Genomic DNA, 19,075 nt, shown 5'->3' on the forward strand with positions numbered 1-19,075 from the left:
GAAGCAGGTTCTTCACGGCTTGAGGTCATGCCACATGTCCTCCGGATTAAGGATGGACTGTTCAGTTAAATAAGAAGCATATTCGAAGCTTCTTTTCTTCGTTAAGCTGCTGACAGATGCCAGACGGGGATGGGAGAAGATCCCCCTGCCGGGCCGGGAATTGGCTTCAAACAGCCATACTTTTCCCGAACGGTCCAATCCGAGGTCAAAGCCGATTTCCCCGATGAAACCGTCAAGCTTTTCGTCAAGGACCCGGCTGAGGAGGAGCGCCGCTTTTGTCAGTTTTTGCAGAGTGTGAAGCCTTTCCTGAGGATCATCATATAGCTCTGCAAGCGTTTTGACGGCACCGCCGCTCGACATGTGGGTTGTAATTCCGTCTTTTCCAGCGATTTTGACCGCGATGGCTGTGACGGTCCATTGGCCTTTTCCGTTTTTGTTTGTATGAACCCTGAAGTCTGCCGGATGATGATCCACTTCGATCCGTTCGATGCCCTGCTGGGCGAGATAAGAAGTATGTTTGTGCAGTCTCTGCCATTCATCTAAACATTCAGCAGCGGACGAATAAGATGTGACGCCTTCGGCATGTCTGGCGAGAATTCCGTTTTCTTCCCGTTTTGAAAGCTGGAGTATGCCTTTGCCCAAACTGCCGCCGGCGGGCTTTACATAAATGAAGCCGTATTGACCGATCATGTCTTCGATTTTACCGGCATCGGGCTCGAATGCCGAAAATGGAAGAAATTCCGCTGTCCTCTCGTCTTGCTGCAGACATTTATAGATCTCCCATTTGTTAAAGAAGCCCGGGTTGAACCACGGAATCCGGTATTCATCCATAAGGCGGGTTTTTGTTTCCCGCAGAGCGGCGGATTCTTCCGCTTTGCGGTTCGGCAGTCTGTCGTAAACGACGTTGGGAAGGGGGACTGTGGCCTCCTCCCAGCCGTTTTCCCTGAAAATGAGAGCCTGCACTGTACCTTCTTCCCAATCTATCTGGTGCGCTCCGAACAGATAGCTGTAGCCTCCTGCCGGGAGATCCATTGTCAAAAGCTTCGAAAAAAATAAAGACCTCCCTCTGACAGGGTCCAGCTGCGATTTTGTAAAACCGGCCGTGAAAATCCCGATTAAAGGTCCGATATAGACGGTATTGTCGCGGAAAATCAGGGAGGCTTTGCCGCGGTACGGAATCCGCAGGTTTTTGTACAGATTTTCAGATAATAAAACGGTGCGCTTCAAATGGCTGTCAAATGAGACGTGGCAACGTTCAACACTTGTACCGAAAGCCGCGAATAACAAACCGTCCTGTTTAAAAGAAGCGGGCAGGAGCATCGTGTTTTCGCTCGTCTGGTGGATGCCGACGGTCAGCGGTTGACCGGTCATCTTTTCTCAGCCCCTTTCGCGCCGGCTGAAGCCGTTAAGAATGAGCAGTACTCCAAAGGACCTTTATACAAAAGCTCCCTTTTTTCAGGAGAGTGCTTAATAAAAGCGTGCTTTCCGGGCTTTGAATTGACATCCAGAAGCCAGACTTTTCCGTCTTTCGTCAGGCAGATATCAAGGCCGAGCTCGAATAATGGTCCGTGATTTGATTCAAGCACCAGGGGTACGGCCTGCGCCATTGTCTCTAAATCATCGAGAAGGACGGCCTGGCGCTTTTTCGGCACGGATAAAAGCCAGCTGTCAAAGCTCACCGCCTCTGAGCCCCCGGCCAGGTTTGCAAGCAGTCCGTGCTGATAGCTCCGCCTTACCGTTTTGCCGGCTGTTTCCCATTCTCCACTGCCGTTTTTCTGAAGCAGCAGCCTGATATCGCACGGAAAACCGTCTTTGTCTTGAATATCGAGGAACGATTGCAGCAAATAGCGGTGCTGAAGAACTTTCTGACACCACGTTTCAAATGAAGCCTGTTTCGAAAATGACTTCAGCTGTTTGTGTTTTCCGGTTTGGTAGGCGGCCTTGACCGTTTTTCCCGTAAGCTCGAGGTGAATGATGCCGCGGCCTCCTGATCCGGATGCAGGCTTCAAGATGCACGCTTTTTCTTTTGCAAGCTTGCGCAGGATATCCTGGGCGTTTTCTGCAATCGATGTGGCAGGAAGGTAGGACTTGATGACGGGATCGGCATTCAATGCTTTGAAAACCGTCCATTTGTCAGGAAGTCCGAGTCCTAAAAATGTTGTTTTAGGATACTTTTTGAGCCATTCGACAATCGGTTTTGCTTTTTTCGATTGCTGATCTCTGCCGTAAAAGCAGCGGTCATAGATCAATTCCGGGATTTCTCTTTCAATTTCATTCCACTGTCCTGACTTCGGGTGAAAGGAGAGCCCTTTCACAAGCAGGGAACCGGGGGAAATATCCAGGGGCGTGAAACGGATAAACCGGATTCCATAGTCCGAAGCCATTTTGGCCAGTTCTTCGGCATAGGCTTTTTCATGTTCGTGCGACAGCGACATAAATCCAAGCGTCATCATGATTATACCTCCTTCATGAAAAACAAGGCTTAACAGGCTGAGACTGTCAAACTTCGGGCAAACTTTAATATATAGACTTCTGTTTCATGATACGCTTGAGATTGCAGAAATAGGCTTTTGTAAATTGGAAATGATTAAAAATTTTAGAGCGCCCTTCATACAATTGCCATCTGACCCATTGTATTTTGAAGCGGCTTGCTCCATTCCGTTATTTGCCCGTCTTTTATTCAGCTACTATAATAACGTTAGGCAAGACGGTGAGGATCGACCATAAGGCCCACGCTGTGCAGCTAAGATGTCAGGTAAAAAGGAAGGCAGTTGAAAAGAACATGTATGTATTTGGGGTTTTTGCCGTTATGATTGCAGTCGGTGCACTTATCGGCGCTGTAACGAACCATTTTGCGATTAAAATGCTTTTTCGCCCATATAAAGCGGTCTACATATTTGGAAAGAGGGTTCCTTTTACACCCGGATTAATTCCGAAAAGGCGCGATGAATTGGCGAGACAGATGGGACAGATGGTCACAGGCCATCTGCTGACAACAGAAGGGATCAAAAAAAGGCTTGCATCCGATGCGGTTAAAAGCCAGGCGGTGCAGGTTGGGGAGCGGATCTTGGCGCACCTCTCGCAATCAACGGCCACCGTTGAAGAAGCATTGGAAAGCATCGGAATTTCAAATCCCGCCCAAAAAGCGGATCGGGCGGTATCCAGATGGACGGATGAGAAGCTGTCCGCATTGTTAGAGGCACATGAAAATGAACCGCTCAAAGAGCTTATCCCTCTTGAGGCCCAGAAAAAGCTGAAAGAGAAAATTCCGATGGTGTCCGGCTATATTTTAAGCCGGGCTGTCACCTACTTTGAAAGCGGCGAAGGAAAGGAACGCCTCGGACATATGATTGACGATTTTTTGAAAGAACGGGGCATGCTCGGCAGCATGGTGCAGATGTTTTTAGGCAACAGCAGTCTGGTTGACCGCGTTCAGCCGGAGATTGTGAAGTTTTTAAAGAACGGCGAGACCGCGCGTCTTTTAACGGATCTGCTTGAAAACGAATGGGACAAGCTGAAAGAATATACGTTCAAGGAAGCGGATGACAAATGGAATCTCAAATCTCTCATTTTCGATTTGAAGGAAAAGCTTTTGAAACGATTCTCGTTTCAGCCGTTTTTCGAAAAAACGATTGGCTCCTCTATTGCCAGTGTTGAGCGGGAGATCGCTTTGCGCCTGCCGCAGATCGCCGACCGGCTTCTCGAAGAGGCGGGCCGCCGCCTGGATCAAGTGCTCAAGCAGCTGGAGCTCGAGCAAATCGTCAAGGAACAGGTGGACAACTTCCCTGTTGAACGTCTTGAAGAAATGGTGCTGTCCATTTCCAGGCGGGAGTTCAAAATGATCACGTATTTAGGCGGTCTGCTTGGCGGAATTATCGGAGCCGTGCAAGCCATCTTTGTAATTTTGATCTGAGGCTGAAGACGGCCTGTTCAAACGGAATTATCGTATAACTGTGAAAAACGCTCCATAGTTTGTTATAGTGGAGTGGTGCCGATTCCATAAGAAGAATACAGGCAGGAAAGGAGCGGATTAGGATGACGGTCAATTTACATGACTCGGCTTATGACTTGGGGCAAGCCTTGCGACAAAGCGATGAATATTCCCGATTGAAAAATCTTTATGATGAGGTGAATGGCGACCCATCTGCTAAAAAGATGTTTGATAACTTTCGCGATATTCAAATGAACCTTCAGCAAAAACAGATGAACGGCGAAGACATCACACAGGAAGAAGTCGAACAAGCGCAAAAATCCGTGGCGCTCGTCCAGCAGCATGATAAAATCTCGCAGCTGATGGAAGCGGAACAGCGGATGAGCATGCTGATTGCTGAATTAAACAAAATCATCATGAAGCCTTTGGAAGAGCTTTACGGAAACCCAGAGAGCTGATAAAAAATCCCCCCTTGTCAAGGCAAGAGGGGATTTTTTCACTAAGTGAACAAATAACGTTCATAAAGATTTAAAAAAAGACTTGTCAATTCATGAAATAGTTGCGATAATATTAAATGTAAGTGCTTTCATTTTTTGCCGGGATACGATCATGAAAAACGGACTGGCGGCAAAATGATAAGGGGTATAGAGGAAATTAACAGACTGAAAGCACGTCTGCTGGTCAAATAAAGGGGTTATCAATATACGGTGAATTGAACGAAAGGGGCGTTGAATTCACTGTTTTGAATATGAGGGAGAATCATGATCGTATCCACAAGATGCGAAGTAAAAAGTCTGTGAAAACAGGCTTTTTTAGTATGTGTATCAAGAGGGCTGTTCTAAAAAAAGAGATCGGGACATATCCTCTATAACAGATTCAGTCATCAAAGAAGGGGGACCTCCTGGTGTCAAAACAAATGCTTGCGCTGAATATAGACGGAACGCTGCTTCGGACAAACGGACGGCTTCATCCCGCAACGAAGGAAGCGATCGAATATGCAAAGAAGAAAGGTGTATATGTTACGCTTGTGACGAACAGACATTTTCGCTCCGCTCAAAAAATCGCCAAATCTTTAAAGCTGGATACGAAGCTGATTACACACAGCGGAGCGATTATAGCGGACAAAATCGACGAACCTTTATTAGAAAAAAGGATTTCCGAAGAACAGACATTTAACCTTGTTCAAATACTGGAAAGCTATGATTGCAATATCAGAATCCTCCATGAAAAATATTCGATTGGAAACCGGAAAAAAACGAATTCAAACCTGCTGGGGAAAACGATGATTCACCCGTCTGACCCGATTTTTTATCCCGTCCAGTTTGTCGATTCGCTGAGCGACATGCTGATGGATGAACCGGTCAGCGCACCGGTGATCGAGGTTTATTGTTCAACAGGACAGTCCGAAGAAATCAGGCAGACGATCACAAATGCATTTCCTCTCGTCGACATCATTGGAGCGGGGGAAAAAATGCTGATTGTCCATAAAGGGGTTTCCAAAGAAGCAGGCTTGACGATGCTCGCCGCCGACCTCGGTCTAAAAATGGAAGATGTCGTTGCGATCGGCCATGAAATCGACGACCTCCCGATGATCGAGCTTGCCGGACTCGGAGTCGCAATGGGCAATGCTCCTCAGAAAGTCAAACAAAAAGCGGATTGGGTGACGCGCTCCAATGATGAACAGGGCGTCGCTTATATGATTAAAGAATACTTCAGAATGCAGCAAAGTAAAGGGTTTCTTAAAAAATTCCATATTAAAAAAGTCTGATTCTGATAGAATCCCCGCTTTCAACTCGAATGCGGGGATTATTCATTCATCGCTGCCACGTAGGAATGTTTGTTTCCCGGATTGATTTTGGCCATTTATTTTTGTACACTAAAGAAAGTTTTGAAACGAAAAAGGTGATGACATTGCGCATTTATATAGAAGGGCTCCAAGATGAAAGGTTCCAGAGACCGCTTGAGCATATAGCCAACTTATTCTTTGAAGAAAGCGAAGTCGCTTTTGGCGAAGAAGCGCCGGCAGACCTTGCGATCGTTCTCGGCTACGACCGGAAAGAGAACGGCGTCAAGGCTTCGGGTATGATAAAAGATACGGACATTAGAGCGGAATATGCAAAAAACATTGACCCCAAACTGACGGAAAAGGAAGCGTTTAAGCAGGTGAAAAATACCGTTTCCTACGTTTTTTTGAGCATGCTTCAGGAGCATACCGGAATCATTCAGAAATGGGGGATTCTCACCGGTGTTCGTCCGACAAAGCTGCTTCATAAAAAGCTGGAGAGCGGCATGCCAAAGGAAGAGGCACATGCCGAGCTGAAACGGGATTATTTAATTCACGACGAAAAAATCGAACTGATGCAAAACATCATTGACCGTCAGCTGAAAGCGGTACCCGATTTGTATGAGCTGAGTCAAGAAGTCAGCATTTACATCGGCATCCCGTTTTGTCCGACGAAGTGCGCCTACTGTACGTTTCCGGCGTATGCGATCAGAGGACAAGCCGGTCGGGTCGGCTCATTTTTGTGGGGGCTTCACTATGAGATGCAAAAAATCGGCGAATGGCTCAAGGAGAACGATGTCAGAATAACGACCGTGTATTTCGGCGGCGGAACGCCGACAAGCATTACCGCTGAAGAAATGGATCTATTGTATGAAGAAATGTACCGTTCATTTCCCGATGTAAAAAACATCCGCGAGGTCACAGTTGAGGCTGGACGGCCCGATACGATCACAGAGGAAAAGCTCGCAGTCTTAAAAAAATGGAACATCGACCGAATCAGCATTAATCCCCAGTCTTACGAGAATGAAACGCTGAAAGCGATCGGACGCCACCATACGGTCGAAGAAACGATCGAAAAGTATCATCTGTCGCGAAATGCCGGCATGTCGAACATCAATATGGATTTAATCATCGGCCTTCCGGGCGAAGGGGTAAAAGAATTCAGAAACTCTCTTTCCGAAACCGAAAAATTAATGCCCGAATCATTGACCGTCCATACGCTGTCATTTAAGCGCGCGTCTGAAATGACGAAAAACAAACATAAGTATAAGGTGGCTGACCGCGAGGAGATTGTCGCGATGATGGATGACGCTGTCTCGTGGACGAAACAGCACGGCTACCATCCCTACTATTTGTACAGGCAGAAAAACATTCTCGGCAACCTAGAGAATATAGGCTATTCCCTTCCCGGCCAGGAAAGCATCTATAACATCATGATCATGGAGGAAAAACAGACGATTATCGGGATCGGCTGCGGAGCTGCGAGCAAATTCGTCGATCCGGGAACGGGAAAGATCACACACTTCTCCAACCCGAAAGACCCGAAAACGTACAATGACAGATTTGAACACTATACAAACGAAAAAATCCGCTACTTGTCTGAGCTTTTTCAGAAGGAGGCAAAAAGCGGTTCTCAACAGGAATAGAAGCTGCTGCCGGTATCGCCGGCAGCTTTTTTATTGCGGAATCAAACCGGAATCGGCAGCAAAAAAAGGTTTTAAAGGGCGAAGGTGGAATAGTTTAAACAGTATCAATTGTAAACGTATTCACGGAGGTGCAAGATGGAGTATATCAAATGGAAAGACGAAGACGGGATTTTTGAAATTGTGCTGAATCGCTCTGAGGCGTACAATGCCTTGAATGAAAAAATGCTTGAAGAACTGAATGAAGCTTTGCGTATTGCAGAGGAAAGCGAATCGCTGCTTCTCCTTGTGAGAGGCAGCGGCAAAGGATTTTCGGCAGGCGGAGACATTAAGATGATGCTGTCTTCCGGAGATCAAGACAGCTCTGCCCGCGTCATTGACACAATTTCTGAAATTGCGGTGAAGCTTTACAGCATGCCGAAGATGACGACAGCGGCTGTCCACGGGGCGGCCGCAGGTCTGGGATTGAGCCTCGCGCTCAGCTGCGACCATGTGCTGGTCGAAAAAGAGGCGAAGCTGGCGATGAATTTTATCGGCATCGGGCTTGTTCCCGACGGAGGCGGACACTTCTTTTTAGAGCGGAGAATCGGTGAAGCTGCGGCCAAAGAATTGATTTGGAGCGGGAAACAATTGACGGGGGCCGAAGCGCACGAACTTCGGATCGCAGACGCTGTATTCAGCGGGGACTCCGGCCGTTTTGCGCGCATCTATCTTGAAAAGCTTCTGCACGCTCCGCTGGCAGCGATGATTGAGACAAAAAAGATCTATCAGGCGCTGAATGGCGGTAGGCTGCAGAAAACGCTTGAACTCGAGAAAGCGGCCCAAATGAAAATGAGGCTGACAAGCGACCATCAGGAAGGAATCCGCGCATTTTTAGAAAAGCGCCAGCCGCAATTTAACCGTCAGCAAGTATAACAAGAGGGCCCGACAGGAAATTGACCTTGGGAAATGATGTGCAGAAGCAATTGTAAAAAAATTTAAGTTTCTATAAAATGATTCATAAGGACACAGGTCTGTACGAAGTCTTGGGAGGCGGGGAAATTGAAACAGAAGATTCCATCTGAATACGTTGCTAGTAAGCTGAATGATTGGTACAACGCCATTCGGAAAAATCAGATCGCCGCCAGTGAATCATTGAAAGCGGAAATTTTAAATGATTTTCAAGACATGGAAGAAAATCAGGACGTCCTGCTCTACTATTCGCTGCTCGAATTCAGGCATAAGCTGATGCTCAGCTATTTGAAACCACAAAAGACTGAAAATATTGAAAAAAACCTCCGCGACTTAGAAGAGAAAAAGGACCAAATGACAGGTTTACTAAACTATTATTACTGGTTTTTTAAAGGGATGTATGAGTTCAAACAAAAGCGGTTTGTCAAAGCAATCGGCTGCTATAAAACGGCTGAACAAAAAGTCAGCGCTTTGGAAGACGAGGTTGAAAAAGCGGAATTTTATTATAAGCTGGCGGAAATCTACTATTATATCAGCCAGAGATATTTATCGATCAACTATGCGACGCTCGCTTCCGACATTTTTAACCGGTATGAGACGCTAAAAGAAAAAAAGATTTTCTGCGATTTTATCATTGCCGGCAATTGGGTTGAATCGATGACATACGGACCAGCGCTGAAAAGCCTGGCCAACGCGCTTGAAGACGCCGCGAAAATCAAAAACAGCCATTTGACGGCAGCCGCTCATTTTAATTTGGGAAATTGCTATTTCCATCAAGAATCGTACCGGGAAGCCTCAGATCATATGGAGAGCGCCCTTTCCATTTTTGAACAGGAAAGTTCATCATATATTCCAAAAGTGCTGTACAACTTAATGTACGTCCGTCTAAAACAGGGAAATCATGTCGGAGCGGCCGACTGTTATGAAAAAGGCATCCGAAGTGCGGCATCGCTCGGAGATGAAGAACACGCGGCCAAGCTTAACATTCTATCCGGGCTGTATTTGGACGGCGGGGATCGGAAAGCCGTGGAAATCGGATTTGATTATTTGGAGTCAAACCATTTATATGCCGCTGTTGAAGAGCTGGCTTTAGACGCAGCCCAGTACTATAATCAAATGGAGCGGCTTGAAGATGCCATTTTTTACTATGAGAAGTGCGCTCAGGCAAGACGAAAAATCAAAAGGGGAGATGCATTGTATGAAAGCTAAACTGTTGTTCGTCGCGGTGTCGCTGGCTGTTGTGTTAACGTCTTCAGGCTTTTTGGCAGATGTGGGAAAAGCTCCTTCCTTGTACGCGGACAAAATGATCACGACTGACAAGGAGGCCCGAGTTTAAGAACATGATTTCATCTGAGAATGAGCGGGCTGACGCAGCGAAAGAATGGACGATGTATATTACAGTTTCTTGCCTTTTCATCCTGATCGTCTCTGTGATTTGTTTTTTCGCTCCGGCCTACAGCTTGCAGGATCTGCTGTTTCGACTGTTTGATGCCGTCATCATCTGTGTGCTGGCGGTCAATGGCCTTTATTTTCTGCGAAAAAATAAAGGCGTCGCTTGCTTATCGTTTTTACTCTGTTTCATCAACATGGGACTGCTCATTGTTATGATGATCCACTAGTGTTTGGCGGATTAAAGGGCAGGCGGCAGCGGGAGACCTTCCCCAAAAGAGCCGCCTTGCCCCGTATTTTAGTCAGCTCCGGAAAACAATGATTTTACCGGACGAATGTACTACCCGGTGTGTATGCTCCAAAAATTGCTTTTCCTTCAGCATTCCTCTTCCTTTCTCTTTCGCTTCTTCATCATCGGCCGCTTCAAATCGCTCATTCAAAAGCGTTTCTCCACCAGTATCGAAAACGGTTACATAATAATTTTCCATTTCTCTTCCCCTTTCTCAAAATATGATCTATTTGTTTAAAATTATATAAAAATCAAAAAAATCCTTTTTAAAATGGTATGACTAACGTATGATTGTAAATTGGAAGGAGGAGTTATTATGCTCAAAATCGATCACGTCACGAAAAAGTTCGGTTCATTTACAGCTGTAAACGATCTGACGCTGGAGATTCCAGACAAGCAAATGTTCGGTCTGCTCGGCGCCAACGGAGCAGGGAAAACGACGACATTCCGAATGATATTAGGCCTTTTGAATGCGACAGAGGGTACTGTCACATGGAAAGGACAGCCGATTAACTACGGTATCACAAACAGCATCGGCTACTTGCCCGAAGAGCGCGGACTGTATCCGAAGCTGAAGGTGAAAGATCAGCTCGTATACCTTGGCCGCCTGAAAGGCATGACAAAGCAAAATGCGCTCAAGGAAATGGAGAAGTGGCTCGAACGGTTCCATATTACGGAATACGCCGACAAAAAGGTTGAGGAGCTCTCCAAAGGGAACCAGCAAAAAATTCAATTCATCACGGCCGTGCTGCACAAGCCGGAGCTTTTGATTCTCGACGAGCCGTTCAGCGGTCTCGATCCGGTGAATGTCGAGCTATTAAAAGACGCGGTCATTTCTTTGAAAGACGACGGCACTTCGATTGTATTTTCAAGCCACAGAATGGAGCATGTCGAAGAGCTGTGCGAACACGTCTGCATTTTGCAGCGCGGGACGCCTGTCGTTCAAGGGAAATTAAAAGAAATCAAACGTTCTTTTGGCAGAAAGAATGTCACGATTCACGCAGACGGCGACTTGAGCTTCTTGAAAGAGGCGGACGGTATCGTCAAATGGCGGGATCATTCCGAAGGAGTCCGCCTGCAGGTCGAAAATGAAGAAGTCTCTCAAGAGCTGTTTACAATGCTTCAAGGACGCGGGTTTATCAGAAAATTTGAACTTGAAGAGCCTTCTTTACATGATATTTTCGTCGAAAAGGTAGGTGCCCGTTATGAATAAGTTTTGGATTGTTCTTTTTCATACATATCTCAGCAAGCTGAAAACAAAGTCGTTCATCATTTCAACGGTGATCACGCTTGCGCTTGTCGTGCTCGTCACAAATCTGGGATCGATTATTTCCATGTTTGATGACGGCGGAGAGGGTGATAAAATCGCCGTCATTGACCGTTCAAATCAGCTGTACGACACGTTTGCCCAGCAAGTGAAAGCACTCGACACTGATGAAGCGCTGGAAGTCGAAAAAGCGGATAAACCGGAAAAAGAGCTTGAAAAAGACGTCAGAGACGAAAAGCTTGAAGGCATTTTAATCCTGGACAGAGATAAAAAAGGCGTGCTGAAGGGAACGTATAAAGCGCTCGAAATCGCTGATTCCACAGCTGTCTCCACGATTGAACAGGCGCTCTCACAAGCAAAGGTTGCCGTTGGAACGGCTGAATTGAACGTACCACAGGAAAAGCTGAGTGAACTGTTTACACCGGTAAAAGTCAACAGTGTCGCCTTGAAAGAAGGAGCGAAAACCGAGGAAGAGCTTCAAAAGGCGACAGGACTTGTATATGTTGTGCTGTTTGTCATCTATTTTTCGGTTTTGACGTACGCGTCAATGATCGCGACAGAAGTTGCGACGGAAAAGTCTTCCCGCGTGATGGAAATTTTAATTTCCAGCGTGCCGCCTGTCCAGCAAATGTTCGCCAAACTGTTCGGCGTCGCTCTGTTAGGATTGACACAGATTGCCGCACTGTTTCTTGTCGGCTATCTTTCGCTCCAGTCCAGCCAGGAAAAGGGAGGGGATGCAGCCGATATGATTAAAGGATTTCTTGACATTTCCGGCGTACCTACTGCAACGCTTGTGTACGCGGCCATTTTCTTGATGCTCGGCTACTTCCTCTATGCAACTCTTGCGGCATTTCTCGGAAGCGTCGTCAGCCGGATTGAAGATGTTCAGCAGATGATTTCGCCGATGATTCTGCTGGTCGTCGCAGGATTCGTAATTGCCATGGTCGGGCTAAGCACACCAGATTCAACGTTCATTACCGTTACTTCATTCATTCCGTTCTTTGCGCCAATGATCATGTTTCTCAGAGTCGGCGTGCTTGATATTCCGTTTTGGGAAGCGGCACTCGGCATCGGCATTACCGCTCTCACCATTGTGATTCTCGCCGTCATCGGGGCGAGGGTGTATAAAGGCGGCGTGCTCATGTACACGAGCGGCGGCGGATTGAAAAATATCAAACAGGCGCTTCGTCTGTCGAAAGATCGATAATGAAAGAGAAAAGCAGCTTGAAAGAAAAGCTGCTTTTTTCGTGCAAAGAGTAGAACGTGCATTCGCTTTCAACCCGTGATAGAATGGGAGCAGAATATTTTATGAAAAGGAGCAGAAGATTGACAAACATCACTTTCATTCATGCGGCCGATCTGCACCTGGACAGTCCGTTTCACGGCATTAGCCGGCTACCTGAAGAGGTTTACCGGCGGATCAAAAACAGCACATTTAAAAGCGCTGAAAATGTGTTTAAGCTTGCGATTGATGAAGAGGCCGACTTCATTTTGCTTGCCGGCGATCTTTTCGACGAAGCAAACCGCAGTTTAAAAGCACAGATGTTTTTGAGAAAGCAATTTTTAAAGTTGAAAGAGAACAACATCCAAGTCTATGTGATTTTTGGCAATCACGATCATCTGGGCGGCGATTGGACGCCGATTGATTGGCCGGACAACGTCCACATTTTCTCGTCGGAAGACATTGAAGAAAAATCGTTTTACAAAGACGGCCGGCTCGCCGCAAGCATCTACGGCTACAGCTATCCCGAGCGCTCTGTTTTTGCCAATAAGGCTGCTGAAATCAAAAAAACGACCGACGCGCCCTTGCATATCGGCATGATTCATGGGACGCTTTCCGGGGAGAGCGGCCATGATCCGTACTGTCCTTTTTCCCTTCAAGATTTAAAAAACGGCCGGATGGATTACTGGGCGCTTGGCCATATACATAAAAGACAGGTCATTTCAGCCTCCGAACCGGCGGTGATTTATCCGGGAAACACGCAATCGCGGCACATGAAGGAAACGGGAGAGAAAGGCTGCTATCTCGTCAATGTTTGCGGCGGAGAACTGTCCTTCGAATTTAAAGCCTTATCGGATGTTCTGTGGGAAACGGCCAGCATCGATATCTCCGGGACAAAGCAGATGACAGAGCTGATCAGCCTGATGCAGGATGCCCTTCAATCTTTCAGAAACAGAGGCAAGCCGGCATGCGTCAAGATGGTATTGACAGGAGAAACACCCTCTTATTTGGCGGAAGGACAGGCCGGCATCGTGGACGAGATCCTTGACATCTTCCATGAAGAAGAGCGGGAGGAAGACGCGTTCATCTGGCTTACCGCGATCGAAGATCAAACAGATGCCGCCTTGTCTGGAATTGAACGGGACGCTTTTTTTCAGGAGCTATCGCAAGAAATGCAGGAATTTCAGGATTTCAGCCTGATTTTTGACGATTTGGAGCGGCATCCGGTCTTTAGAAGGCACGGAGAGCGGTTTCATGAAGAAGACTTCCGGGACATTCGCGCGCAGGCGGAAAAACTGCTGCTTCATGAACTGAAGACATTGAAAAGATAAGGGAGGGTGCAGGGTGAATATACATGCGATACATATATACGGATACGGTAAATTTGCCAATCAGACATTTCGCCTGTCTCCTTCAAATCTGCATTTGGTCTACGGGCTCAATGAAGCCGGGAAAACGACGCTCATGTCGTTTATTGAAAGCGTGCTGTTCGGTTTTCCGAAGACGAAACGGTATGAGCCGAAAACGGGCGTTATTTACGGGGGGATGCTTGAGGTCGGGCACCCTGATTTGGGGCAGATCCGGATCGAACGAACGGCCGGAAAGCCTGAGCGGGTCACCGTTTATCTGGAAGACGGCAGCACGAAGCCGGAAGGTTTTTTAAATGAGCTGCTGTCAGGCGTCGACAGACAGCTGTATAAAGCGATCTATTCATTTGACGTGTTCGGCCTTCAGGAAATTCATAAATTCAACCGCGACAAAATCGGCCGTTTTCTGCTGTTTTCGAGTCTGTTCGGCTCTGAAGCGATTTCAAAGATGGATGCCGGCCTCGTGAAAAAGCAGGAAGAGCTGTTTAAACCGAACGGCCGGAAACCTGAACTGAATCAGGAGCTCGACCGGTTAAAAAAGCTTTCCGAAGATTTGAAAAAAGCGAAAGCGCGGGAAGGCGACTACCACCGCCTGTTAAACGAAAAAAAAGGCGCTGAGGCCTCAATAAAGGACAGCGGACAACTGCTAAAAGATCTTGAGCATCTCGTCTCACAAATCGAGCAGGCGATTGAGATTCTGCCGGCAGCCGCGGAAAAACGCCAGCTGGAAGAGCAGCTCGCATCTTTCGGCGGCTCAGGGGAAAGCCGTTTCCCCGAAGGCGGACTTTTTGAGCTTGAAAAGCTCGAATCCCACCTGCATCCAAAAGCGGCTCAGCTGAAGGCGCTGGAAGAGAAAAAGCGCCGTTTGGAACAGCGGGCCGCCGCTTTTGCACCGGCTGAAGACTTTCTCGAGCACGAAGCGGAAGAGCTTTTAAAAGCATATCCGTTTTACCAGTCGTATTCCGAAAAAATCGCGTCTTTGACTGATCAGCTTCACCAGATTAACGGACGGGTTCAAGCGGGGCTTGGGCGCCTGAAAATCGAGGAATGCGATATCCTCAATGCGGACACCGCGTATGAATATGAGTGGAAGCTGCAGGAAACCGCTCAGGCATACATCGAGCTGCGTGAACTGAAACGGTCGCTTGACGAACGCTTTGAGCAGGCGAGAGCTGATCTGGAGGAAGCTGAACAGGCCCACGCCGCTCTCAGCAATGAAGTGATGCCGGAAGATGTCCGCAAGCAAAAGGAGGAAACCCTCAGCCGGCTTGCGTCCGCCGGCGGCCATGCCGGAAGGCGGGAAGAGCTGCTCCTTCAGCTGTCCTATCTGAAGCAAGAACAAAAGGTTCGGATGAAAAGAAGAAAGACCGCTTTTGCAGTAGCGCTTTGTGCTGCTTTTGCGGCAGCTTGTGCGGCGCTCTTTTTCAAGGAGTGGTTCCCGGGCGCTTTACTCGTGCCGATCTTGCTCATATTTGCCGCTGTTGTTCTAAAAAAGCCCGAGCCTTCCGCGGCAGCGGCTTTTATTCAAAAACAGCTGGACGACATTGATCGCAGCGGTACAAAAAGCGGAGTGAGTGACAACGCTTTGAGGGAAGAGCTGTGGAAGGACGACCAAACCCGGCAGCTCCTTATCGCAAAACAAGCAGAGCTCAGACAGAGAGAAGCGGAATATGAAAGAGCGATTCAGAAGTTCGAAGCGTGGGAAAAGGATATCCGTCCGTATCAGGAGAAGACCGAACGCTATTTGAGAGAGCTGAACCTGTCAATCGACCCGTCATTTTTAGCCGATGCGTACGCTTTGATCAAGGAACTCCGAGAGGAAATGTTGAAAAAGCGGGATATCGAGCAAGAGCTGAGCCGCCTTCAGGCTAAAAAAGCATCCTTTGAATCGGAATTGAGAAAGCTTGTCTCATCTCTCGGCCGCGCTGGCGAAAGCGTCCAAGAGCAGGTGTTTCAGCTGAAAAGCGCGCTTGATTCTCAAAAAGAAAAACTTCGGCAAAAACAGGAAGCGGACGTGTCTTTAAAGCATACCGCCGAACAAATCAAAGAGCTGACAAAAGAGACGGAATACTTCCAATCCCAAATTGGCGAACTCTTTCAAAAAGCAGGGGCGGACGGCCGTGAGATGTTCATCGGTCTGGCGAAGCGCGACCAAGCCAAAAAAGAATTAACGGCAAGGCTCGGGCAGCTCAAAAGAGAGCTCGGCAGGCAGGACGAGAAGGCCGTCATGCTTGCATCAGAACACTCTCTTGCAGAACTGAAAGGAAAGCTGGCCGAGGCGCAGGAAAAAAGAGCCCGTATAGAAAATAAGCTTGCAGAAGAAAGACAAAAGGCGGCGAATGTCCATGCGGAACTGGTCAGACTTGAGGAATCGGGAGCGGTATCCGAGCTCGCCTATCAGACCGGAATGCAAAAAGAGCGGGTCGCCGAACTGGCCAAAAAGTGGGCTGCCGTCAAGCTGATCCGGCAGGCGGTCAAAAACAAGATCGATGAACATAAGAAGGTTCGGCTTCCGAAGCTGTTACAGACGGCTGAAACATTACTAAACCCATTGACTGCCGGGCAATACGAAAAAATTTATTTTTCTGAAACAGATGAATCCATGATGGTCATGCGGAAAGACGGGGCTGTTTTTTACGCCCACGAACTGTCCCAGGCAACTTGTGAACAGCTCTATTTAGCGATCCGATTCGCTCTGGCCCTCTCCCATCAAAAGGAAGTCAAATTGCCGTTCCAGCTGGATGACAGCTTTGTCCACTTTGACCGGGAGAGGTTTAAACAAGTGCTGAACATCTTAAAAAAGCTTTCAGGCGAAGATCAGCAAATTTTGTATTTTACGTGTCATGAACATGTAAGAGAAGCTTTTCACGACGAAGATGTGATCCTGCTGCCTTCCGTCATGAAAAAGGTGGAAGTGAAGGGTATAACTAACAAATAAAAGTGTGTGCTATAATGATTTTATGTAGGAAAACGGAGGGAGCTTTATCATGGCAAAAGGTATCATGCTGCACGAAGTTGGCGAGCAGGTTGATTTGTATTTGCTCATTAAATCGTCAACGAAAGGAATCGCGAGCAATGGGAAACCGTTTTTAACGCTGATGCTCCAGGATCAGTCCGGAGATATAGAAGCGAAGCTTTGGGACGCCAAACAGCAGGACGAAGTGACCTACGGCCCGCAGACGATCGTGAAAGTGGTCGGCGACATTCATCATTACCGCGGGCGGAATCAGCTGAAGCTGAGAAACATCAGACCTGCGGGCGACAATGACAATGTCAAAATCGATGACTTTCTTGAGACTGCACCGATTCCCAAAAACGAAATGATGGATGCGGTCACTCAATATATTTTTGAAATGAAAAACCCTAGTATTCAGCGAATCACGAGGCACCTCGTCAAAAAATACGGCAAGGAATTCATTGATTATCCAGCTGCGACGAAAAATCACCACGAGTTCGTATCAGGTCTCGCATACCATGTTGTCTCCATGCTGAACCTGGCCAAATCGGTCGCAGACCTGTATCCGTCGCTCGATCGCGACCTATTGTACGCAGGTGTTATTTTGCATGACCTTGGAAAAGTAAAAGAACTATCCGGACCGGTGTCCACGACCTATACTGTCGAAGGGAATCTGCTGGGGCACATTTCGATTATGGTGACAGAAATTGCAAAAGCAGCCGAAGAGCTTCAAATTGATTCAGAAGAAGTGCTGATTCTCCAGCATTTGATTTTAAGCCATCACGGCAAACCCGAATGGGGCAGTCCAAAGCCGCCGATGGTCAAGGAAGCGGAAATTCTTCACTATATCGACAACCTTGACGCGAAGATCAATATGATGGACAGAGCGCTCGAACGGGTCAAGCCGGGAGAGTATACCGAACGCGTCTTTGCATTGGATAATCGTTCCTTTTACAAGCCTGTTTTTCACAAATAAGCGTCATAACTTGTCTCCCTTTTGCATAATGTCTGATATACAGTTTATTCAAAAAAGGGGGAAAAGCCGTGCTGCTGTTTCCGTGGTGGGTGTACCTTTGCATTGTCGGCATTATTTTCAGCGCCTATAAGCTGATGACGACGGCAAAGGAAGAGGAAAAGATCGATCAGGCTTTTATCGAAAAAGAAGGCCGCATTTATATCGAACGGATGGAAAAAGAAAAAGCACAGCGCATGAAGCGTTCATTGGATGAAGATCAAGAACAGCATGAAAAATCGGCTGACAGTCATTCCATCGCATAAAAAAAGCTGTCCGGCCCCGCGAGGGGAGGACAGCTTTTTTGGCGTCAGCTGCTGCTGCTTGTCTGAGCTTGGCGCTGGTCGACTTGTTTTTTCAACTCTTTGTCTTTTACTTTTAGATCAGCATCTTTGACAAGTTTGTCGATAACAGATTGCAGTTCAGTTTGATCGTTTTGCTTTTGTTCTTGGACCTCTTTTTTGAGATCTTTTTTCATGTCTTCATATTTGCCGCGCTCTTCGTCTTTCTTAATGATGTGATAGCCGAATTGCGATTTCACAGGGCCGCTGATTTCGCCGGTTTTCAAAGCAAACGCAGCTTTGACGAAATCCTTGTCCATGTTATCTTCCTTGCCGACCCATCCGAGGTCGCCGCCTTTTTCGGCTGTTCCGTCAGTTGAATACTCTTTTGCAAGGTCTTCGAATTTTTCGCCTTTTTTCAGCTTTTTCTCAACTTCTTCAGCCGTTTTCTTTTCCTTCACAAGAATGTGGCTCAAGTGGATTTTGCCTTTTAGGCCGTCATAATATTCTTTTACGTCATCATCGGTTACTTTTATGTTATCCTTTGCGGCTTTTTTCATGAGAAGTTCGTATTTGATCTGTTCTTTGACGAAGTCTTCGCCTTTCTGCTCAATGAGCTGGTTGAGCTGGTCACCCATCGACTTTTTGTACTCGTTCAGCTTTTTGTCGATTTCTTTGTCGGAGACATTGTATTTATCATCGAGTACTTTTTGCTGAACGAGCATGTTCAGTGCGTCCGCTCCGGCATTGTCTTTTAATGTTTGATAAAGGTCTTCTTTTGTAATATTTCCAGCTTTTGTTTCTGCAACAACCTCAGAGTCTCCTCCGCTGCATGCGCTGAGAGCCAGCACACTTGTCGCTGTAATCGCCGCAATTGCAATCTTCTTCATAAATGCAAACACTCCTAATCATAACAGTTTAAACTTTCCTTTGAATTGTATCATATCATATTCTGACATGCTGTAAAAAGATTTTCAACAGAGG

The 19,075-nt window shown here is 47.1% G+C and carries 18 protein-coding genes; 14 read left to right on the top strand and 4 right to left on the bottom strand.

The window, feature by feature from the left end:
* Positions 1–12 precede the first annotated feature (12 nt).
* Positions 13–1,371, bottom strand: a complete 1,359-nt coding sequence (locus CP943_RS05845; protein WP_103749065.1) for a YheC/YheD family endospore coat-associated protein — start codon at positions 1,369–1,371, stop codon at positions 13–15.
* On the bottom strand, positions 1,368–2,453 hold the full coding sequence (locus CP943_RS05850) for a YheC/YheD family endospore coat-associated protein (protein WP_020450775.1): 1,086 nt from the start codon (positions 2,451–2,453) through the stop codon (positions 1,368–1,370). The genes CP943_RS05845 and CP943_RS05850 overlap by 4 nt, the downstream gene beginning before the upstream one ends.
* Positions 2,454–2,782: 329 nt before the next feature.
* On the opposite strand from CP943_RS05850, the gene CP943_RS05855 reads away from it, so the two are divergent.
* From CP943_RS05855 to CP943_RS05890, 8 genes are all read left to right on the top strand, one after another.
* The gene (locus CP943_RS05855) at positions 2,783–3,913 is read left to right on the top strand and encodes a DUF445 domain-containing protein (protein WP_103749064.1); all 1,131 of its coding nucleotides are present in this window, start codon (positions 2,783–2,785) and stop codon (positions 3,911–3,913) included.
* Between the two features lie 122 nt (positions 3,914–4,035).
* Entirely contained in the window at positions 4,036–4,389 is a 354-nt protein-coding gene (locus tag CP943_RS05860) for a YlbF/YmcA family competence regulator (RefSeq protein WP_016886435.1), read from the top strand.
* A gap of 446 nt (positions 4,390–4,835) precedes the next feature.
* Complete coding sequence (locus CP943_RS05870) at positions 4,836–5,699, top strand: Cof-type HAD-IIB family hydrolase (RefSeq protein WP_026579965.1); 864 nt, start codon at positions 4,836–4,838, stop codon at positions 5,697–5,699.
* Between the two features lie 143 nt (positions 5,700–5,842).
* Positions 5,843–7,360, top strand: a complete 1,518-nt coding sequence (locus CP943_RS05875; RefSeq protein WP_026579964.1) for a coproporphyrinogen III oxidase — start codon at positions 5,843–5,845, stop codon at positions 7,358–7,360.
* A gap of 135 nt (positions 7,361–7,495) precedes the next feature.
* Positions 7,496–8,272, top strand: a complete 777-nt coding sequence (locus CP943_RS05880; protein ID WP_020450783.1) for an enoyl-CoA hydratase — start codon at positions 7,496–7,498, stop codon at positions 8,270–8,272.
* A gap of 126 nt (positions 8,273–8,398) precedes the next feature.
* Positions 8,399–9,517, top strand: a complete 1,119-nt coding sequence (locus tag CP943_RS05885) for a Rap family tetratricopeptide repeat protein (protein WP_026579963.1) — start codon at positions 8,399–8,401, stop codon at positions 9,515–9,517.
* A complete protein-coding gene (locus CP943_RS22405) occupies positions 9,507–9,644 on the top strand; it encodes a hypothetical protein (protein ID WP_023856549.1) in 138 nt (45 codons plus the stop codon). Before CP943_RS05885 ends, CP943_RS22405 begins: the two co-directional genes overlap by 11 nt.
* A 4-nt stretch (positions 9,645–9,648) precedes the next feature.
* Positions 9,649–9,927: a hypothetical protein gene (locus CP943_RS05890; protein ID WP_020450785.1), complete on the top strand. Its 279-nt coding sequence runs from the start codon at positions 9,649–9,651 to the stop codon at positions 9,925–9,927.
* A gap of 72 nt (positions 9,928–9,999) precedes the next feature.
* Here CP943_RS05890 and CP943_RS05895 read toward each other — a convergent pair whose 3' ends face one another.
* Entirely contained in the window at positions 10,000–10,185 is a 186-nt protein-coding gene (locus tag CP943_RS05895; RefSeq protein ID WP_026579962.1) for a YhzD family protein, read from the bottom strand.
* Positions 10,186–10,302: 117 nt separating this feature from the next.
* Between CP943_RS05895 and CP943_RS05900 the strand changes: the two genes are divergently transcribed.
* The 6 genes from CP943_RS05900 (at position 10,303) to CP943_RS05925 (ending at position 18,076) form a co-directional block, all read left to right on the top strand.
* A complete protein-coding gene (locus CP943_RS05900; RefSeq protein ID WP_020450787.1) occupies positions 10,303–11,199 on the top strand; it encodes an ABC transporter ATP-binding protein in 897 nt (298 codons plus the stop codon).
* A complete protein-coding gene (locus CP943_RS05905; RefSeq protein ID WP_020450788.1) occupies positions 11,192–12,460 on the top strand; it encodes an ABC transporter permease in 1,269 nt (422 codons plus the stop codon). The genes CP943_RS05900 and CP943_RS05905 overlap by 8 nt, the downstream gene beginning before the upstream one ends.
* Positions 12,461–12,561: 101 nt before the next feature.
* Positions 12,562–13,806, top strand: coding sequence for a metallophosphoesterase family protein (locus CP943_RS05910; RefSeq protein ID WP_105981355.1), 1,245 nt, complete (start codon positions 12,562–12,564; stop codon positions 13,804–13,806).
* Positions 13,807–13,819: 13 nt separating this feature from the next.
* Positions 13,820–16,780: an AAA family ATPase gene (locus tag CP943_RS05915; protein ID WP_105980850.1), complete on the top strand. Its 2,961-nt coding sequence runs from the start codon at positions 13,820–13,822 to the stop codon at positions 16,778–16,780.
* 49 nt (positions 16,781–16,829) lie between these two features.
* The gene (gene yhaM, locus CP943_RS05920) at positions 16,830–17,774 is read left to right on the top strand and encodes a 3'-5' exoribonuclease YhaM (RefSeq protein WP_020450791.1); all 945 of its coding nucleotides are present in this window, start codon (positions 16,830–16,832) and stop codon (positions 17,772–17,774) included.
* A 68-nt stretch (positions 17,775–17,842) separates the two neighbouring features.
* A complete protein-coding gene (locus CP943_RS05925; protein ID WP_020450792.1) occupies positions 17,843–18,076 on the top strand; it encodes a sporulation YhaL family protein in 234 nt (77 codons plus the stop codon).
* 44 nt (positions 18,077–18,120) lie between these two features.
* Here the strand turns inward: CP943_RS05925 and CP943_RS05930 are convergent, their stop codons facing one another.
* Positions 18,121–18,981 carry a peptidylprolyl isomerase gene (locus CP943_RS05930; protein WP_020450793.1) on the bottom strand — a complete coding sequence of 287 codons (861 nt, stop codon included), beginning with the start codon at positions 18,979–18,981 and terminating at the stop codon, positions 18,121–18,123.
* Positions 18,982–19,075: the final 94 nt, after the last annotated feature.

It is taken from the genome of Bacillus paralicheniformis, from assembly GCF_002993925.1.
Lineage (GTDB): Bacteria > Bacillota > Bacilli > Bacillales > Bacillaceae > Bacillus > Bacillus paralicheniformis.

Excerpts from the sequence above, each read along its gene's own strand:
- CP943_RS05895 (WP_026579962.1), bottom strand. The coding sequence starts at position 10,185 with ATGGAAAATTATTATGTAACCGTTTTCGATACTGGTGGAGAAACGCTT.
- CP943_RS05845 (WP_103749065.1), bottom strand. The coding sequence starts at position 1,371 with ATGACCGGTCAACCGCTGACCGTCGGCATCCACCAGACGAGCGAAAAC.
- CP943_RS05890 (WP_020450785.1), top strand. The coding sequence starts at position 9,649 with ATGATTTCATCTGAGAATGAGCGGGCTGACGCAGCGAAAGAATGGACG.
- CP943_RS05860 (WP_016886435.1), top strand. The coding sequence starts at position 4,036 with ATGACGGTCAATTTACATGACTCGGCTTATGACTTGGGGCAAGCCTTG.
- CP943_RS22405 (WP_023856549.1), top strand. The coding sequence starts at position 9,507 with ATGAAAGCTAAACTGTTGTTCGTCGCGGTGTCGCTGGCTGTTGTGTTA.
- CP943_RS05930 (WP_020450793.1), bottom strand. The coding sequence starts at position 18,981 with ATGAAGAAGATTGCAATTGCGGCGATTACAGCGACAAGTGTGCTGGCT.
- CP943_RS05855 (WP_103749064.1), top strand. The coding sequence starts at position 2,783 with ATGTATGTATTTGGGGTTTTTGCCGTTATGATTGCAGTCGGTGCACTT.
- CP943_RS05905 (WP_020450788.1), top strand. The coding sequence starts at position 11,192 with ATGAATAAGTTTTGGATTGTTCTTTTTCATACATATCTCAGCAAGCTG.
- CP943_RS05880 (WP_020450783.1), top strand. The coding sequence starts at position 7,496 with ATGGAGTATATCAAATGGAAAGACGAAGACGGGATTTTTGAAATTGTG.
- CP943_RS05850 (WP_020450775.1), bottom strand. The coding sequence starts at position 2,453 with ATGATGACGCTTGGATTTATGTCGCTGTCGCACGAACATGAAAAAGCC.
- yhaM (WP_020450791.1), top strand. The coding sequence starts at position 16,830 with ATGGCAAAAGGTATCATGCTGCACGAAGTTGGCGAGCAGGTTGATTTG.
- CP943_RS05910 (WP_105981355.1), top strand. The coding sequence starts at position 12,562 with ATGAAAAGGAGCAGAAGATTGACAAACATCACTTTCATTCATGCGGCC.
- CP943_RS05900 (WP_020450787.1), top strand. The coding sequence starts at position 10,303 with ATGCTCAAAATCGATCACGTCACGAAAAAGTTCGGTTCATTTACAGCT.